General features: G+C 63.0%; 20 protein-coding genes and 1 tRNA gene. 10 read left to right on the plus strand and 11 right to left on the minus strand.

Annotation, left to right across the window (positions count from 1 at the left end; translation table 11 throughout):
• Positions 1 to 35 precede the first annotated feature (35 nt).
• Positions 36 to 392 carry a VanZ family protein gene (locus MMAR10_RS15865; RefSeq protein ID WP_011642002.1) on the plus strand — a complete coding sequence of 119 codons (357 nt, stop codon included), beginning with the start codon at positions 36 to 38 and terminating at the stop codon, positions 390 to 392.
• Between the two features lie 46 nt (positions 393 to 438).
• Here the strand turns inward: MMAR10_RS15865 and MMAR10_RS00315 are convergent, their stop codons facing one another.
• Positions 439 to 1950, minus strand: coding sequence for an alanine/glycine:cation symporter family protein (locus MMAR10_RS00315; protein ID WP_011642003.1), 1512 nt, complete (start codon positions 1948 to 1950; stop codon positions 439 to 441).
• A gap of 153 nt (positions 1951 to 2103) precedes the next feature.
• Here MMAR10_RS00315 and MMAR10_RS15870 point away from each other — a divergent pair, with 153 nt between their 5' ends.
• Complete coding sequence (locus MMAR10_RS15870; RefSeq protein ID WP_011642004.1) at positions 2104 to 3429, plus strand: S41 family peptidase; 1326 nt, start codon at positions 2104 to 2106, stop codon at positions 3427 to 3429.
• A gap of 11 nt (positions 3430 to 3440) precedes the next feature.
• Here the strand turns inward: MMAR10_RS15870 and MMAR10_RS00325 are convergent, their stop codons facing one another.
• Positions 3441 to 4349, minus strand: a complete 909-nt coding sequence (locus MMAR10_RS00325) for a GNAT family N-acetyltransferase (RefSeq protein WP_041636654.1) — start codon at positions 4347 to 4349, stop codon at positions 3441 to 3443.
• 61 nt (positions 4350 to 4410) lie between these two features.
• Here MMAR10_RS00325 and MMAR10_RS00330 point away from each other — a divergent pair, with 61 nt between their 5' ends.
• Both MMAR10_RS00330 and MMAR10_RS00335 read left to right on the plus strand, forming a co-directional pair.
• Positions 4411 to 4593 carry a hypothetical protein gene (locus MMAR10_RS00330; protein WP_041636655.1) on the plus strand — a complete coding sequence of 61 codons (183 nt, stop codon included), beginning with the start codon at positions 4411 to 4413 and terminating at the stop codon, positions 4591 to 4593.
• A gap of 79 nt (positions 4594 to 4672) precedes the next feature.
• Positions 4673 to 5149 (plus strand): nuclear transport factor 2 family protein, encoded by a 477-nt coding sequence (locus tag MMAR10_RS00335; protein ID WP_011642006.1) that lies wholly within the window; start codon positions 4673 to 4675, stop codon positions 5147 to 5149.
• A gap of 336 nt (positions 5150 to 5485) precedes the next feature.
• Here MMAR10_RS00335 and MMAR10_RS00340 read toward each other — a convergent pair.
• The 5 genes from MMAR10_RS00340 to MMAR10_RS00360 all read right to left on the minus strand — a co-directional run bounded on the left by MMAR10_RS00340 (position 5486) and on the right by MMAR10_RS00360 (position 7973).
• Positions 5486 to 5562 (minus strand) — tRNA-Arg (locus tag MMAR10_RS00340).
• A gap of 86 nt (positions 5563 to 5648) precedes the next feature.
• Positions 5649 to 6059: a hypothetical protein gene (locus MMAR10_RS00345; protein ID WP_011642007.1), complete on the minus strand. Its 411-nt coding sequence runs from the start codon at positions 6057 to 6059 to the stop codon at positions 5649 to 5651.
• Positions 6060 to 6061: 2 nt separating this feature from the next.
• Positions 6062 to 6361 (minus strand): autorepressor SdpR family transcription factor, encoded by a 300-nt coding sequence (locus tag MMAR10_RS00350; RefSeq protein ID WP_011642008.1) that lies wholly within the window; start codon positions 6359 to 6361, stop codon positions 6062 to 6064.
• Positions 6362 to 6463: 102 nt separating this feature from the next.
• Positions 6464 to 6835 (minus strand): hypothetical protein, encoded by a 372-nt coding sequence (locus MMAR10_RS00355; protein WP_011642009.1) that lies wholly within the window; start codon positions 6833 to 6835, stop codon positions 6464 to 6466.
• Between the two features lie 178 nt (positions 6836 to 7013).
• Complete coding sequence (locus tag MMAR10_RS00360) at positions 7014 to 7973, minus strand: ABC transporter ATP-binding protein (RefSeq protein WP_011642010.1); 960 nt, start codon at positions 7971 to 7973, stop codon at positions 7014 to 7016.
• Between the two features lie 91 nt (positions 7974 to 8064).
• On the opposite strand from MMAR10_RS00360, the gene MMAR10_RS00365 reads away from it, so the two are divergent.
• Both MMAR10_RS00365 and MMAR10_RS00370 read left to right on the plus strand, forming a co-directional pair.
• Positions 8065 to 8262, plus strand: a complete 198-nt coding sequence (locus MMAR10_RS00365) for a zinc-finger domain-containing protein (RefSeq protein WP_011642011.1) — start codon at positions 8065 to 8067, stop codon at positions 8260 to 8262.
• A gap of 51 nt (positions 8263 to 8313) precedes the next feature.
• On the plus strand, positions 8314 to 9843 hold the full coding sequence (locus MMAR10_RS00370; RefSeq protein WP_011642012.1) for an SLC13 family permease: 1530 nt from the start codon (positions 8314 to 8316) through the stop codon (positions 9841 to 9843).
• An 861-nt stretch (positions 9844 to 10704) separates the two neighbouring features.
• On the opposite strand, the gene MMAR10_RS15875 is transcribed toward MMAR10_RS00370, so the two are convergent.
• Genes MMAR10_RS15875 through MMAR10_RS00390 form a run of 4 tightly spaced genes read right to left on the minus strand, consistent with a single transcriptional unit; the run spans position 10705 to position 14130 of the window.
• Positions 10705 to 11205: a hypothetical protein gene (locus tag MMAR10_RS15875; RefSeq protein WP_011642013.1), complete on the minus strand. Its 501-nt coding sequence runs from the start codon at positions 11203 to 11205 to the stop codon at positions 10705 to 10707.
• A 57-nt stretch (positions 11206 to 11262) separates the two neighbouring features.
• The gene (locus MMAR10_RS00380; RefSeq protein WP_011642014.1) at positions 11263 to 11814 is read right to left on the minus strand and encodes a DUF1254 domain-containing protein; all 552 of its coding nucleotides are present in this window, start codon (positions 11812 to 11814) and stop codon (positions 11263 to 11265) included.
• Entirely contained in the window at positions 11811 to 12383 is a 573-nt protein-coding gene (locus tag MMAR10_RS00385) for a DUF1214 domain-containing protein (RefSeq protein ID WP_011642015.1), read from the minus strand. The genes MMAR10_RS00380 and MMAR10_RS00385 overlap by 4 nt, the downstream gene beginning before the upstream one ends.
• 46 nt (positions 12384 to 12429) lie before the next feature.
• Positions 12430 to 14130, minus strand: coding sequence for a hypothetical protein (locus tag MMAR10_RS00390; RefSeq protein ID WP_011642016.1), 1701 nt, complete (start codon positions 14128 to 14130; stop codon positions 12430 to 12432).
• A gap of 168 nt (positions 14131 to 14298) precedes the next feature.
• On the opposite strand from MMAR10_RS00390, the gene MMAR10_RS00395 reads away from it, so the two are divergent.
• From MMAR10_RS00395 to MMAR10_RS00410, 4 genes are all read left to right on the plus strand, one after another.
• Positions 14299 to 15009, plus strand: a complete 711-nt coding sequence (locus MMAR10_RS00395; protein WP_011642017.1) for a response regulator transcription factor — start codon at positions 14299 to 14301, stop codon at positions 15007 to 15009.
• 10 nt (positions 15010 to 15019) lie between these two features.
• A complete protein-coding gene (locus MMAR10_RS00400; RefSeq protein ID WP_011642018.1) occupies positions 15020 to 16642 on the plus strand; it encodes a stimulus-sensing domain-containing protein in 1623 nt (540 codons plus the stop codon).
• A gap of 65 nt (positions 16643 to 16707) precedes the next feature.
• Complete coding sequence (locus tag MMAR10_RS00405) at positions 16708 to 17115, plus strand: PTS sugar transporter subunit IIA (protein WP_011642019.1); 408 nt, start codon at positions 16708 to 16710, stop codon at positions 17113 to 17115.
• Entirely contained in the window at positions 17112 to 17387 is a 276-nt protein-coding gene (locus MMAR10_RS00410; protein WP_011642020.1) for an HPr family phosphocarrier protein, read from the plus strand. Before MMAR10_RS00405 ends, MMAR10_RS00410 begins: the two co-directional genes overlap by 4 nt.
• Positions 17388 to 17446 lie beyond the last annotated feature (59 nt).

Here is a 17446-nt window from a genome sequence, read left to right on the forward strand (position 1 = left end):
CGGAAACTAGAAAGACCGGCGCGCCGCGTCCAGACATGACACTGCGCTGGGCTGCCAGGATCCTGCTGGTGGTCGCCATTGTGCTCATCACCGACCTCGCCCTGCAACCGGGAACCGCTTTGCCGCCGCGCCTGTTTGGCACGGACAAGCTTGAACATTTCGGGGCTTTCCTGATGCTGGCAGTCCTCGCACGCATCGCCTGGCCTGGTGCACCGCGCTGGATCGGCCTGCTGCTTTTGGTCGGTTATGGTGGCGGGATCGAATGGCTGCAGGCAGCCGGCGACGCCGGTCGGACCGCGTCCATCGGCGATATGGTCGCCGATACGCTTGGCGTTGTGGCGGGGCTGGGAATGAGCGCCTGGATCGGAACACGCCGAACGGCGCATATCTAAAAAAAAAGGCCCCGCCGAAACGGGGCCTCTCTTCATTGTCAGGACATCAGTCCTTGGCAGGCGCGTCCTCCGCGGGATCTGCGGGGCCGGTCGTACCCCAGTCATCACCGTTGAAGTTCGGCGGTAGCTCTCCGGTCTTGTCGAACCGCTTGGTCATCGAGATGACGGCTCCCGACAACAGGATCAGCGCGATCACGTTCGGGATCAGCATCGCCGAATTGGCGATATCACCGAAACGCCACAGACCCTCGACATTCAGGATCAACGTGCCGACGAAGGCCACACCGACCCAGGCGAACCGGAACGGCTTGGCGATCCAGTCACCGGCCAGATAGGTGATGCACTGCTCGGCATAGTAGGACCAGCCGATGATGGTGGTGAAGGCGAACAAGGCCTGCGCCGCCAGAATGACCCAGGCCCCGGCGAACATGCCTTCGGCATAGGCCGCTGTGGTGACCGCTGAAGCTTCCAGTGAAGTCGACTGCCAGGCGTAAGCCACGGTGGCACCATCGCCGGACGGGAAACTGCCCTCGACAACCAGGATAACCAGGGCGGTCATGGTGCAGATCACCATGGTGTCGATGAACACGCCCAACATGGCGATCTCACCCTGTTTGACCGGGTTCTTCGTTTGCGCAGCCGCATGTGCGATCGGCGCGGAACCCTGGCCGGCCTCGTTCGAGAACAGGCCCCGGGCCACACCGGCTCGGATGGCAGCCAGGACACCGTAACCGGCAGCCCCGCCGACGGCCTGCTCGAGACCGAAGGCATGGCTGAAGATCGTGCCGAAAGCACCCGGAATGTGATCGAGATGGGTCACCAGCACGAAGACCGCGGCACCGACATAGGCCAGCGCCATGAAGGGGATGATCTTGCCGGCAATCGAACCGATCGACTTGATGCCACCAATGATGACGATGAAGACAAGCGCCGAGAGAACCAGGCCGACTGCCCAGGTCGGGATCGTCACGCCCATCGAGGCGCCGGCTTCCACGGCACTTTGGGTAACCGAGTTGGCCTGGATCATGCCGCCGGTGGCGATGGCCGACAACACGGTGCCGGCGCAGAACAGGATCGCCAGCCAGCCCCAGCCCTTACCCAGACCGTTGCGGATATAATACATCGGGCCGCCATGATAATGGCCATCCGGGTGTTTCTCGCGATACCGCACCGCCAGGCTGGACTCGGCATAGGCGGCAGCCATGCCGAAGATGGCTGTGACCCACATCCAGAAGATCGCACCGGGACCACCGAGCGTGAGTGCAGTCGCCACGCCGGCCAGATTGCCGGTACCGACCTGGCCAGACAACGCCGTCGACAGGGCCTGCCAGGGCGTAATTTCGCCTTCACCGGTGGATTTGCGGCCGGCCCAGAGCTCGCCAAATGCCGGGAAGAGGCGGCGCAGGGGGCGGAAGCCGAGCCGGACCATGAAATAGAGGCCTGTGCCCAGAAGCATATAGGTGATGGGTCCGGAGACTGGGATGATGCGCGTCCCGTTCCACTGCCCGCCCCAGAGAAAGTCGCTGATCGTGAAGATCAGGTCGAATATGGCGTCCATACCACTCCCCAATTGATTGCTGCGCGCACATTAGGAAGTTGTCGCCCGATCTGGAAAGGCTTTTCTGCGTCTTCATTGCAGCCGGATGACCCCCAATTAAGTTGAGTCTGCGTGGTTTTCGCCGATGCTCCGCGGCCAGAAAGGAGGGCCGAAATGATCAATCACATCACAACAGGCCTGGTCTCCAGCGCTTTGGTGTTCGCATTCTCGGCGGCCACAGCAGCCCAGACATCGATCAGCGCGAGCGAGCGCGAAGCGGCTATCACCGCTCTCGCACAAGTGATCGAAGACGAATTTTTTGACGCCGAACGGGCGGTGCAGATCGCGGATTCCCTGCGCACGGCGAATGCCGATGGTGCATTCAATACCGCCGGTGAGGCCGAAGCTTTGGCGGCGGCCCTGACCGCGCGCCTGTCGGAAGAGGATCGTCATTTCGGCGTCAACTATGCCGGACCGGAAGCGGTCGCCGCTGCCAATGCCCCGCGCGAGAGCCGCCCGCGTCCGTCTGACGGTGATCGCTGGGCCGGTCTGCGGCGCCAGAATTTCGGCTTTGCCAGCGTGGAAATCCTCCCGGGCAATATCGGCTATATTGACCTGCGCATGTTCGCACCCATCGAACCCGCCGAGGCGACCGCCCGCGCTGCGCTGGAATTCATCGCGGGCACGGACGCTGTGATCTTTGATGTCCGCCAGAATGGCGGCGGTGCGCCATCAATGGTGCAATACCTGGTCAGCCACTTCCTCGAGCCCGGTGGCGACACGCTGATCAATACCTTCGTGTCACGCGACTACGAATACCCCAACCAGCTGTGGTCACTGCCCTCGCACCCGGCCGGCTTTCGTCCGGATGTTCCTCTTTACGTGCTCACCAGCGGCCGTACCGGCTCAGCCGGCGAGGCTTTCCCATACCATCTCCAGGCGCTCGAACGGGCTACCTTGATCGGTGAAACAACCTACGGCGCCGGCAATCCCGGCGGGACCTTCCTGGTCGATGAAGGCTTTTCCATATTCGTCTCGACCGGGTCGGCCCGCAATCCGGTCACCGGTACCAATTGGGAAACCACCGGGGTCGTTCCGGACATTCCGGTCAGCGCCGATGACGCGCTCGACACCGCCTTGGCGGACGCCTATTCGACCCTGCTTGAGGGCGATGTCGGCGGCAGCGCGCGTCTGGGCCTGGAATGGGGGCTGGAAAGTCTTCAACTCAGGGACAATCCGGCCTCGGTCGATGCCGCGCAACTGGCGCGCTATGCCGGCAGCTATGGCATTCGCAGTTTCACTGTCGAGAATGGCCGGTTGATGTACAGCCGGGACGGAGCCCCGGCCGTTGCCATGGAAGCGCTCGGAGATCACCGTTTCCGCTTGCCGGACGATGACGAGGCCCGGTTTGTTTTCCAGATGAACCGGTCTGGTCCGGCGACGCGGATGGATTTGCAGCTTCTGAGTGGCCGGGTCATCGCCAACCCGCGCAACGACTGACGGGCCAGGGTCTACAGATAGGTGCCGGCCAGGGTGATCACCTGACCGCCGGCACCGATCTTGAAGCGTGCGATCCCGGCACCACTGGTCGTATTCACGCCGCCCAGATCCAACTGCCGGACACCACGCGCCCGCAACTGCTCGATACCTTGCCACAGCAGGAGGTTATGGGCTCCGCGCGGGGCATTCTCATGATCGAGCCAGCCCATCTGATAGGTCGCCGCGGCCCCATGGATAACGAACATCATCGCCGCCCGTTTCTGCTTGCCTTCGTCCAGCCTCAAGACGAGAAGCGTGTCGCGGTCGCCCTTGGCTTCGACATAGGCAGGCATCAGCGCCGCCGGTGTCGACCGATAGCCACGGGCCGCGCGTTGACCTTCCTCGGTCTCCAGAAGCCAGCGATACTGTGCCGGCTTGGTGCCGCTGACCGTCACCTTCAGGCCCGCCTTCTCCGCGGCTGTAAGATTGTTGCGCCACTTTGAGTCCAGGCTCGCGCGCAAGGCGTCGAGCGATTGATCAAGATCGAGCAGGACGGTCGAATGGCCGGTCATCACGCGCTTCATGCCCTTCATCCCCGACCGGTCGGTTTCATCCGGGGAAAACAGGACAATTCTCGGACGATCCAGGCCCAGCCCGCGCTTGAGCGCGCGGCAGGCAGCCGCTTTCGCATCGGGTGGCACCGCCTCCAGCCAGACCGGGCCGCGCGTGCACAGTGCCATGCCGACCACGCCGGCAATCTTGCGGCTGGTGAATTGCGCAACACCGATCAGGACACCGTCGGCCACCAGTCCGGCGCGCAAGACTGTGCCGCCCAGCGCCCGGACAGCATCGCCATAGCTCCAGTCCTGTTGCAAGGCGGCAGGCCGGGCCATCAAGGCCAGGTCCCAGGTCGGACGTCCGATGTCGAGGTCAATCTGCATGGCAGGAAGCGTTAGGGAAATCCGGTTAATGAGAGTTAAGCATAGCCAAAAGGACGCAGTCATGTTCGCCAAACGCCCCCAGTCCGTGATGGGTCACCGCATTGCCGAGCCGCGTCCGACACTGATGGCGGTATGGCTGGCCTTTCTCTATGTCGGACTGCCCTTGCTGGTCCTGACAGGTCTGCTGGACCTGGGCATGCAGGTGTTTTTCGGGGTGTGCACCGGGCTTTGGTGCCTGAGTTGAGGCACCGGAACTCACAAAACTGACGACAATGTCTCCCTGCCGTGATTGTCTGTGTTGGATTTTTTGGGGGGAGACCAATATGAGACTGATGATTGTGGCCATTGCGGCCCTGGCGGTAACGGCCTGTTTTCCGGGCGAGCGGAGCTCTGACGCGAGCGATGAATCGGCTGCCGTGGCGCAAGCCATCTATGACGCATTCGCGGTCGGCGATGTTCCGGCATTCACGGCGCTTCTTGATCCGGAAATCGTCTGGAACGAGGCCGAGAACTATCCCTATGACGGCGGCAATCCCTATATCGGGCCGGACGCGGTCCTGGCCGGTGTGATCGGACCGGTCGTCAATGGATGGGACGGCTTCGCCGCCACGCCCGAGAGCATGATCGCGCAAGGCAACCGGGTCGCCGTGATGGGCCGCTATACCGGCACTTTCAACGCCACCGGCACGGCCATGGACGCCCAGTTCGTCCATGTCTGGACGATCGAGAATGGTCGCGCCATCGCCTTCCAGCAATACGCCGACACCTGGCAGGCCCGCAACGTCATGGGCCTCGACTGATCGATGGTCTGATCGCCGGCTGACCAGCAAGGGTCAGCCGGTCGTCAGCGTGTCGGATCCGTCCGGGCAGCGGACTGTCGCGAAACAAGAAGAATGGCTCGTCTTGAGGGATCAGGTTCGAATCCCACAGCCTTGAGCGCGTTCCATGTGAGCATCGACCCCGGCACCGAAGTTGGCATCAGGCTCGGGTCGAGCGGAACGGGAACAAAGAGAAAATGGCGCACCGTGGAAGCGCCAATTCGAACCCAACGGGTTCGCAAGCGCGACCGCGCGTCGGCCGGTCAGGCCGCCCCATCGGAGGCGCGAGCGCAGCGAGTTGCCGTGAAATAAGAAAAATGGCGCACCCAAGAGGATTCGAACCTCTGACCTCTGCCTTCGGAGGGCAGCGCTCTATCCAGCTGAGCTATGGGTGCGTTGAACGCGAACCCATAGCCGATGCGGTTGAGGTGCGCAACGCGCCTTTGCGTTCGGGCTTCAGCGCGTCGACGCCGTTCGGCGGTCAGCCTTTGCCGGGGGTTTCGCGTTGCCCGATCACGGCATAGGCGACGCGCGCCAGCCCTGCGACCAGTGCAGCGATTACCGCCACCATTGAAACCGTGTTGGCCAGTTCCAGCGGCGCCAGCAACCAGGCACCGGCATGGACGAGGCCACCGAGAACAAGGGCCAGGCCGAAGAAGCGGCGCGCCGCCATCAGGGCCGGCTTGCCGTCGCCGGCCGGATCCGCGTCTTTTTCACGTTTGCCGGTGGCATTGCCAAACAGGACAAGGATAAGGCCGATCATGACCTGGGTCACACGATCCGGCATGTCCGGACCTACCCAGTTGAAATCGGCGAGCAGGGACAGGCCATAGGCGGAGGCCAGAAGGATGGCGGCCAGAACCAGCGAGCCGCGGATGGAACGGGTGATCATGGCTATTCCTTTCTTTCGGACGATGCGTCGGGCGCCGGGCGCGAACCCAGGCCGAAGGCGCCGGCAAAACCGAGCAGGGCCTCTTCGAGCACCGAGACATTGAGATGATAGATGACCGACTTGCCGGCTTTTTCGGTAGAGACCAGGCCGGCCGCCCGCAAGGCGTTGAAATGTGCCGACATGGTGGGCCGCGACACCGGAAAGGCTTTGGCCAGTTCGCCGGCACTTTTGGGTCCGGACTTCAGCATCCGCAGGACTTCGCGTCGGGTCGGGTCGGACAGGGCTTTGAAAACATCACTCATGACAAGACATTTAGCTAATCATCAAATTGTTGTCAACAGGGCCGGACATGAAAACGCCCCGGAACCAGTCCGGGGCGAAAGCTATCAGGCCTGAACTGAACCTCAGCTCAATCCGACAGCGCCCTCATCATCCATGTCATCGGCGCTACGCCGCCCGCCCAGATCATCACCATCGGTATCGTCGCGCCGGCGGCGGCCGTCCTTGTGGGTTGAATAGCCGGTCATCCCGACGCCCCAGTCACGATCGAAGCCGTCGACGCCGCGATTGCGGAAATTGACCTTCCGGCCCGGACGCATCAGCCAGGCGTAAAGCCAGATTGCGGCGATCGCGCTGGCGAGGATCAGGATCAGGGCGAACCCGGCACCAGTCTCGCCTTGCGGCTGTAGGAAGATGCCGAAGAACCAGGCCAGGGCAACAAAAAGCGGTGCGCTGACCGAAATGGCGAAAAACTGGCGGATGAAGTGCGTACGCATGCGGGCCTCCCTGGTGTCATGCCGGCCGGCTTGATTCCGAACCGGCCTGATGTGTGATGAGTTGGTGTGCTGTGGCCCTCCTTTGGCCGAGGTCAGAATGCGCTGAAATCATGCCGAAAAAGGGGCAGTCCAGGCGGGACCGGCCGGGATTGTGTCCCCGCTGACAGGCAAGGCCCGGTCAGGCATCCTGGCGGTTATAGGTGAGCGCAAGGAAGACATCTTCCAGATCGGCCTCTTCGGTGCGCAAATCCTCGATCCGGCCACCGGCGGCGCGGAATTTCTCAATCATCTCGGCCACTGATTGCTGGCCATAGCGATAGGTGATTGCCAGGGCGCCATCGTCCCGGATCTCGGCATCATATTCGGCCAGTTCGGCGGGAACAGTGGTCAGGGCCTCGGCCGGCTCGATCACCAGCGTCTTGGAGTCCATGCGCTTGAGCAGGGTTTCCTTCGGCTCGCAGGCAATGACCTGGCCGTGATCGATGATGGCGATCTGGTCACACAGCTCCTGCGCTTCTTCCAGGTAGTGGGTGGTCAGTACGATCGTCGTGCCGCGCGCATGCAGCTCGCGCACATACTCCCAAAGCTGCCGCCGCAATTCGATGTCGACGCCGGCGGTGGGTTCATCGAGAACAAGGACGGGCGGGGTATGGACCATGGCCTTGGCCACCAGCAGGCGCCGCTTCATCCCGCCTGACAGTTGACGCACATAGGCATTGCGCTTGTCTGACAGTCCCACGGCTTCGAGCAATTCGTCGGTCTTTCGCTCGGCCTTGGGCACGCCGTAAAAACCGGCCATCAGCTCCAGCGCCTCATAAGGCGTGAAGAAAACGTCCATGTTGATTTCCTGCGGCACGACCCCGATCGCCGCCCGGGCGCCGCGACTGTCCTGGTCAATGTCTATGCCCCAGGTTTTCGCCGTGCCGCCGGTCTTCTTCACCAGGCCTGCAAAGATATTGATGAAGGTCGACTTGCCGGCTCCGTTGGGACCCAACAGGCCGAAGATCGAGCCGCGCGGCACCTTCAGGTCGACCCCTTTCAGCGCTTCCTTCGGTTCGGACAGTTTGGAACCGCGATAGGTTTTCCGCAGGCCTGTGGCTTCGAGGGCGAATTCGGGGAGGGTGTAGCTGTCGGACATGTCGCCTCGGAATTGACGGATGAGGGCCAAAGGCCATAACTAGGTTCAACACTTAGGGATCGTCATTCATCCTGTCCATGAGGGCTTGTCCATGGCCGACGCCGCCAATTCCGTACCGCCGTCCGAAATAATCGTCACCGACCAGCACCGCATGGCCTGCGACGGCGGTGGTGGCGCGCTGGGACATCCCCGCGTCTATCTGGAAATGGGCCAGGATGATTTCGTCGAATGCCCTTACTGCGACCGCCGTTTCGTGAGAACCGGTTCCGCCGAAGATCCGAACGCCTGACGGCGCACGTCAGACTGACGGGTCTGCAACAGACGGCTGGGGAGGCGTTCTGTGCCAGACACTGACACGACGCCCGCCCCGCGCGGCAAATCCACATCGCAGATCATCGGCCTGTTCGCCGGCATCGGTACTGCTGCCCTGTTGCAATTCCTGCCGCTGCCCGACGGTCTCAGCCGCGAAGCCTGGATGTTGGCATCCCTGGCCCTGCTGATGGCCTGCTGGTGGGCCACCGAAGCCATCCCGATCGCCGCTACCGCGCTGATCCCGATGGCGCTCTTCCCCTTTCTCGGCATCACCTCGACCGGGGCCGCAACCGCACCCTATGCCAGCCCGATCGTGATGCTGCTCCTGGGCGGCTTCATCGTCGCCCTGTCGATCGAGCGCTGGAACCTGCACACACGGATCGCCCTCAACATTGTCAGCGGCTTCGGTGGACGACCGGCCGCCCTCATTCTCGGCTTCATGCTGGCCTCGGCCCTGTTGTCGATGTGGATTTCCAACACCGCCACAACGCTGATGATGATCCCGATCGCCCTGCGCGTGGCCCAGGAGGTCGAACGCGAAGGCGTGTCGTCGAAATTCTTTGCCCCGGCCCTGGCGCTCGGCGTCGCCTATGCGGCCTCGATCGGCGGCATGGCGACCCCGGTCGGCACGCCGACCAACCTCATCGGCATTGGCTATCTGCAAAATGAGTTCGACATCTCGATCGATTTCGCCACCTGGATGGGAATCGGGTTGCCGGTGGTGATCATCCTGATCCCGATCGCCTGGTTCATCCTCACCCGTCTTGCCTTCAATCTGAAAGGCGGCGGCGACAGCCATGCCGCCAAGGAACTGGTCCGCACAGAGCTGGCCAAGCTGGGACCAATGACCCGACCGGAATGGCGGGTCGCGGCCCTGTTCGGCACGGTCGCAATCTTGTGGATGGGTCGGATACTGCCCGGCGAGCTGATCGGACAACCAGGCACCCAATGGGGTTGGAACCCGCTTCTCGCCAGTCTCGGCAACGCCCTCGACATGCCAGTCACCCTGGCGCTCGGCAACACGCAGATCGCCATTCTTGGCGCCCTTGCGACCTTCCTGGTTCCGGCCGGTGACCGCACGACCCGAAAGGGCGAGATGTTGATGGACTGGGCCGGCCTCGCCCGCCTGCCCTGGAATGTCGTGATCCTGTTCGGCGGCGGCCTCTCACTCGCGGCGGCCCTGTCCTCGACCGGGCTGGCTGACTGGCTGGGCGGACAGATGGGCTTTCTCGCCGACCTGCCGGTCCCGGTCCTGTTGTTGATCTTCGTGACCCTCGTCGTCTTCCTGACCGAGCTGACCTCGAATGTCGCCACCACCACCGCTTTCCTGCCGGTGCTCGGCGTGATCGCGATAGAGGCCGGCGTGCCGCCGCAGGATCTCGTCGTGCCGGTCGCGATTGCCGCCTCGACCGCCTTCATGCTGCCGGTCGCCACGGCACCCAATGCCATCGTCTATGCCTCCGGCGCGGTGACCCAATGGCAGATGATGAAAACCGGCGTGAGGATCAATTTCGCCGCCATCGCCGTCATTGCGGGACTGTCCGTCCTGCTTGGCTGACGCATGCCGAAAGGCGCCACGACGAGCTCGCCTGGCGTTTTGGGCAGAGAGGGTGTGCGGGATGCCGGCCGGAGCCGATAAAGCGCTGATTTTAATAACGGTAGCCACGACAAGCATCCCGCACGCGAAGATTTCCCGGGTTGCCTTCCAGCCCCCGAATCGAAGCCGACAGGATCAGGGCGGTCAATCGTTGTGCCGCGAGTCCTGCCGGCGGCCGCACCGGGTCTGGCGGTGGTCAACCCCACCAAACCGGATGCGCTCCGCTATCCCCAAACCCCCGGATAACCGGTCCGGGCCTCAAGATGGCCTGGGAACGGGAGGATTATGCGATGGCGCAAAAGGGGGGAGGATTAGTTTTCTGGATTTTTTCGCAGAGCACGTTTTCCCTCTCCCTTGGGAGAGGGGAAGGGTAAGGGGTAAATCCCGGTGAGCGCAGGAGAATTCCCCCTCATCCGCGCTACGCGCACCTTCTCCCAAGGGAGAAGGAAAGTGGCGCACAGCGGGGATAAGCTCACGCTTTGCGAGCAAGCCTCGTCAAAATACAGCCCCTTCAAACCAACCCCATTTTTCCCGGCCGCAGCCCCGCAAAAGCGGGGCGGAGAGCCGGGACCAACGAAACCCTCCGGCAAGCGATGAGTCCCCCGTCGGTCCCGGATGGCGCTGCGCGCCTCCGGGAAAAATGATGAGGAGAGAGAGTGGTAAATCCCGGTGAGCGCGGCGGGTCCCGCCTCATCCGCGCTTCGCGCACCGTCGCCCGGGGGAGAAGGAACGAGGTGCACAAACGGCATGATCCGGGTCTTTCTGACCGCTCGCCGTTGTGCGCCGACCCTCCGCCTCACGCTGTGGGGAGGAAAGGCGCCATCATTCGAATGCGGCCTCGACCGGCCAGTCTTCCGTCTCGGTGCGCCACAGGATGGAGGCCACCTTCCAGTCACCGTCGATCTTGAACAGGGTGATGTAATTGACCCCGACCAGGAAGACCTCGCCGGTGACGCCGTTGACGCCCTCATAGGCGGAGCGGGCATAGGCGATCTCGCCCCATTGCTCGATTTCGGTGCGGGTGGCGCGTTCTGTAAATCCATTCTCGACCAGCCAGGCGCCGGAGCGTTCGATGTAGTCGTCCAGCGAAATGACGCCACCGGCGCCATTGCCGCCCTCACCGGCGCCCACAGCGCCCATCGCGGCGCCCTCCATGAACATCTCGCGCATGGCGTCGAAGTCTCGGGCCTGTCCGACCGGGCCGGAGATCACGGCGTAGAGCGCGTCAATGGCGGTCTGGATGTCGGCGCTGTCGTCCTGCGCGGCAGCGGGTGCAACGAGGGCGACGGATGTGGCCAGCGCGGCGATCAATGTGGTGTTCATGGCTCTCCCCAGCATGAGTAAACGGGAAGTCTCGCCAGCTGCTCCGACAAAGGCAAATTACTGATCGGCCATCTGCCGGCAGGTGAAGCCCTGACGCTCGGTCTCGGCGATGTCGAGGTCGGTGCCGGCGTCGATGACGCGCCTGTAGAGGATCAGGCCGGTCTTTGTCGGGGCATTGATTTGTTCGTCTGCATCACCGCGCATATCCGGCACTGTCAGCCAATCCGCCCATTGCGCCAGTACCAGGCTTGTGGTGCTTGAACTGACATCCCGATCGCTGATCGCCCGGAAATTATTGGTGTTGGCGTCGTAGAAGCTGACCGAGGCGTAGTTGTCATTGGCCGGCCAGGTCACATCGATCCGCATCGGCCCGTCATTGAGGTCGTAAAGGCAGACCGAATAGAGAATGTCCGGGCTGGCGCGGACAATGGTCTGGTTTTCGGCGGTAACGGGGGGTGCGTGGCGCACGCCGACGGTGTCTCCGCCGAGGCTTTCAATCCGGTCCATGGCGCGTCCCATGATGACGCCGGGCAGCACATGCAGCGTGATGGCGGCGCCGATCAGCAGGCCGAGGATATAGGGCGCGAAGGGCAGGCCGCGGCGTTTCATGTCTCGCCCTCGCAGCCCAGCTGCTGGATGCGCGGAAAGGTCTGTGCGTCCAGATCGTCCAGCACGGCCGGGTCGGGATGGTAGAGGCGCAAGGTGAGGGAGAACAGGCCGGCATTCTCGGTGGCGATCGCGCCGTCCTCATCCTGTCCGATCGGGATGATGACGTGGCCGCTGGCGTCTGTACGGGCCGTGGTCTGGCTCACGGCATGGCGGTTTCGGTCATTGCGCGGCAGGAAGCTGGCCTCGTCATAGATCGTCAGTGACCACCAGCGGGTCGGCGGCATCTGGCCGGTGACCTCATAGGCGCATCGCTCCGTGAGATTATGACCCTGACTGTCGCGTGTGGCCGTGAAATAGACGGCTTCCTCACGCGTCAGCGCCAGCAGACCGCGCCGCGCGACCAGCGCCCGCGTCAGCGGATTGGCATCGTTGGAACCGATATGCGGATTGGTGATCCAGGAGCCATTGCTGACGCCACCGATCTCGATCGGGCTGAAAACGAGGATCGCCGCCATGGCCGTGCCGCAGGCAAGGCCGACGATGAAGGTGAGAACATGGCGCAGCATCATGATGCGAGCCTAGCCAGTTTCGAAGGTCAGGTGAAAGCGAAAAGCGTCAGGCGGACTTTGTCTGCAGGATCGTCAATTCCTGGAGCATGCCCTGGATTTGTCGCAGCTTGGGTCGACCGTCCTCGGCCTGGGCCTCGCTTAGACCGACAGCCGACTTCAAATGACGCAAGGCGCGCGCCTGGGCGTCTGCCGAACACTTGCCGATCGGCAGCGCGCCGCCGGTCGCCAGGCGCAACAGCCCGGTCGCCTTGTCGAGCGCCGGACGGTCGCCGCCCTCGACCATGTTGAGGATCTTGCTGTCGTCGACGACCTTCATGCCCATGGCGTCAAAACTGGCAGCCAGCTCGAGCTTGTCGCGCTCGGGGTATCCGCCCTTGAGCACTTTTGCCTGCTGCGATGTCAGCTTGGCCAGGCGTTCCAGCGGCTTGGCATCACCGCGCACATACCAGGCATCGGCCTGGTTGGAGCCCAGTGTCGAGCGGATATAGCCGGCCAGTTTTTGCTTGTTGCTCTCGCCGACGAGGTTTTCCTCGAGGGCGATCAGCCGGTCGAGTTCCTCGTCTGCACCGCGCGAATGACGCAGCAATTCATCGATGATCTCGGGCTGCAGCAGTCGCGCCGAGCGTGAGGCGAAGGCCTTGATCAGCGCGTCGGCGGGCAGGGTGCTGTCGGCGCAGATGACCAGGCGGCTGGCGAGGTCACGGGCCAGGCGGACTTCATCGCGGACGCTGCTCGGGCGCAGGCGTTTGGGGCGTTCGAGGTCTTTCAGGATGCAGCCGGCGATGGTCGCGCGACAGGCTGGAAACTCCTTGCCCTTGATCTTGCGGGCCAGCCGTTTGGCGGCACTGGGAGCGAGGTTCAATGCATCGGCCGAGTGGTCGCCATCGAACAGGCAGGCCAGCCGCTCGAGGGTTTCGCCAAGATCCTTGCACTTGCCCAACAGGGCCTCGCGCCCGGCATCAAAGGCGATGACTTCGGCAATATAGCTGTCGACTTCGTCCAGGGCGAAGCTGCGGGCGTCTTCGTCGGCAGGCAGATTGTCGCCCATGTCCAGCAGGGCTTCGAGCTTGTCGCCATATTTCTTTTCGTGGCGCAGGCGGTCGGCCATGGCCGCGCGCAGTGAATAGGCGCGCCGGTCCCGCTTGTGGATCTCACCGGCAATCTCGGCGAAGTCCGCCTTTTTGGGATATTCCGGCAGGCGATTGTCACGGCCGTCCTTGTAAATTCGGGCCAGCGACTTCTGGACCAGCTCGTTGAGCTGTTTGACATAGCCGTGCACGCCGGCATCGCTGTCACTGGCCGAAGCAATCGCGACTTTCTGGACCGCGTGCTGCAATTCGGTTCCGGAGGCTTCGAGGCTTTCGACCAGATCGGGCCGGTGCAGCAATTCCATCGGGATGGCCTGAACGCGCTCCAGCCAGCCGGTCAGCACCCGGCGGATCGTGTCGCGCGCATGCGGCTTGGCCAGATCGTCCGGGGTCAGGCAGGGCAGACGGGCCTCGCCGGTCTTTTCTTTTTCAGCCCCCATCATCTCGGCACCGCGTTCGAATACGGGCACGGAGCGGAATTTGCGGTGTTCCTGGTCGAAGGTCTCCTTGGTCACGCGGACCGAGGCGTCCTTTTGCTTGGCGACGAGCGAATGGGCGAGGCGGATGGCCTGGTCGCGGTCATCGCGGGCCTCGTGGAGGGCCCAGCTCGCCTTGCGGTTCTTCTTGAAGAAGACCTCGTAATGTACGTCACCCGCCATGAACCTGCTCCCCGTGAGCCTTATTCATGGCACAAAGAGGCTTAAAACCGAGTGAACCATGCTCCTGATTCATCAAGGGAGCTTGGCGTGTCGACCCGGCCGCGGCTATGGTTCCGGCACGCGGATCAATTCCGGCCCGATTTTTTGGGGTCAACGCGCGGAGATGGCATGGCGACGATTGCACTCGTGGACGATGATGAAAACATCATCACATCGGTTTCGATCTTTCTCGAAGGCGAGGGATATAATGTGCGGACCTATAATGACGGGGCGTCCGCGCTGACCGCATTGGCCGAGGATCCGCCGGATCTGGGCATCTTCGATATCAAGATGCCGCGCATGGACGGGCTGGAGCTGCTGCGACGACTGCGCCAGTCCTCCAACCTGCCGGTCATTTTCCTGACCTCCAAGGATGACGAGTTCGACGAGGCGCTCGGCCTCAACCTTGGCGCAGATGATTATATCGCCAAGCCGTTCTCGCAACGCCTGCTGGGCGAGCGGGTGAAGGCCGTCCTGCGCCGTGCCCGCCTGTCAGGTGAGCCCGTTGGCACGGTCGGCCTGGAGCCGGGCGACAGCAAGCCGCTGGAGCGTGGCAGCCTGTTGCTGGACCCGAACCGCCACGCCTGTTCCTGGAAAGGTGAGCCGGTCCGTCTGACGGTGACCGAATTCCTGATCCTGCAGGCGCTCGCGACCCGGCCCGGCTACGTCAAGAGCCGCGACAATTTGATGGACGCGGCCTATGATGACCAGGTCTATGTCGATGACCGGACCATCGACAGCCATATCAAGCGTATCCGCAAGAAATTCCGCGAAGGCGACAAGAGTTTCGACGCGATCGAGACGCTCTACGGCGTGGGTTACCGCTATAAAGAAGACTGAGACGAGCTCTGTGACGTCGGGTCTGCGGCGGGCCGGTGCCTGGCTACGCAGCCTGGCGCCGCGCCCTTCCTCGCGTCTGGCCCAGCTGATCCTGATGGCGAATTTCGTCGCCCTTGGCGTGCTCGTCGTGGGCATGCTGGCGCTGACCGAAACCCGGCGCGGCCTGGTCAATGCCAAGCTGGATTCGCTGCGCGCCCAGGGCGAGTTGATCGCCAATGTCCTCGCCGAGGGCGCATCCGACGGAGCACCCGCTCCGGCGCTGCGCAACGAGGATGCAAGGGCCATCCTGCGACAGCTCTACGTACCCGAAGAATCGCGGGTGATCGTGTTCGACAAGGGCGCGGCGATCGTTGCCGACAGCCATTTGCTGGCGGATGTGTTCGAGACCACGCAATTGCCCCCGCCCGGCACGCCCCGTGCGCCGATTGCCGACAGCGCCCGCTCGCTGCCGGTGCAATTGCTCGACAGTCTTGCCAACCTGCTGCGATCCTCGGAAGAGCGTGCCGCGATGGGCCGCAATCTGCGTGACGAGGTCCGCCAGGTGATCAATGGCGAGGCCGTTGCCGGGGTGCGGCGCGAAGCCGACGGGCGCCGGGTCGTCTCGGTATCGATACCGATCCAGCCAGTGCGCGCGATTGTCGGTGTGGTGACCATTGAATCCTATGATCTTGATACCCTGATCGAGGCCGAGCGGCGCGCGCTGCTGCCCTTCATGGTCATTGCGGCGCTGGTCACCGCCATGTCGTCATTGGCATTGACCGTGTTCATCGCCCGGCCAATCCGACGGCTGGCGCGGGCCGCGCGCGAGGCCCGTCGGGCAGGCGGGCGACGGGTCACCATGCCGGACCTGCGCAGCCGCAATGACGAGATCGGCGAGCTCGGCGTCGCGCTCTCCGACATGACCGCGACGCTCTATGACCGGCTTGATGCCATCGAAAGTTTCGCCGCCGATGTGGCGCACGAACTGAAAAACCCGCTGACATCGATCCGTTCAGCCGTTGAAGTCCTGCCGAAAGCCAAGGATGCCGAGCGCCGTGATCGCTTGCTGGCGGTCATCACGGCGGATGTCGGGCGGCTCGACCGCCTTATCACCGACATCTCCCGCGCCTCGCGCGTCGATGCCGAGCTGGCGCGCGAGGATGTCAGCCGGTTTGACCTGGCGACCCTGCTCGGCGATCTGGCCCAATCCTATAACGAGGCCGGCAATCATCCGGCGGTGATCCGTCTGGACCAGCAGGCCCGCTCGGCGCTGGTCATTGGTCGTGGTGATCCGCTGGGGCAGGTTTTCCGAAATCTGCTCGACAATGCCCTGACCTTTTCTCCGGCGGACAGCGAAGTGCTGATATCGATCCGGCGCGGCCAGCATGACGGGCGGGCCAGTCTCAAGATTCATGTCGATGACCAGGGGCCAGGCATTCCGGACGACAATCTGGAAGCGGTGTTTGACCGCTTCTACACCGAGCGCCCCAAAGGGGCGGCTTTCGGGACCCATTCCGGTCTCGGACTGGCGATCTCGCGTCAGATTGTAAAGGCCCATGGCGGTACCATCATCGCCCGCAATCGCCACAATCAGGATGGCGATGTCGTCGGTGCGCGCTTTACCGTCGAGCTGCCGGCCGCCGACGCTGACTGACAAATTGGTCGCCCAGTTGCAAAAAGACGCTTCCCCCCAAAGTGAAGCCGCGTTTAGATACATTCATGATCGGAGTCGTCGTCGTCAGTCATGGCCGTTTGGCCGATGAATTTGTCGCTGCCACGGAACATGTGGTGGGCCCGATGGATGCGTTTCTGGCTGTCTGCATCGGCCCGGATGACGACATGGAAAAGCGACGCGGTGATATCCGGCAGGCTATCGAGGACGCCGATCGCGGCGAAGGCGTGCTGATCCTGACCGACATGTTCGGTGGCACGCCGTCCAATCTGGCGATCTCCCTGCTTGACCCGGGCAAGGTTGAAGTGATTGCCGGGGTCAATCTTCCGATGCTGATCAAACTCGCCGAGGCGCGGTCGCGGGCGGATCTGGACAGCTTGGCCCGCATGGGTGAGGACGCCGGCAAGCGCTATATCGCCATTGCGTCCAACGTTCTTGAAGGTGCGGACAAGTGACGAAAGTCGCGCGCAAGGTCACCATCTGCAATGCGCGTGGCCTTCATGCCCGAGCGGCCGCGAAATTTGTCGAGCTGGCCCAGGGTTTTGAATCGACCATTCATGTATCGCGTGAGGGCGAGACCGTGAATGCCGACTCAATCATGGAATTGCTGATGCTGGCGGCGTCGAAAGGTTCGGTGATCGCGATCGAATCGGAGGGGGCTGATGCCGAGCGTGCGGCCGACAGCCTGGCCGATCTGGTCGAAGCCAAGTTCCACGAAGACGAGTAATCCGCACACGCGAGCAGCTCGCACAGCAGGGACTGATCAGAAAAAAAAGCCCGCCGAAT

The sequence above is a fragment of the Maricaulis maris MCS10 genome (assembly GCF_000014745.1).
GTDB lineage: Bacteria > Pseudomonadota > Alphaproteobacteria > Caulobacterales > Maricaulaceae > Maricaulis > Maricaulis maris_A.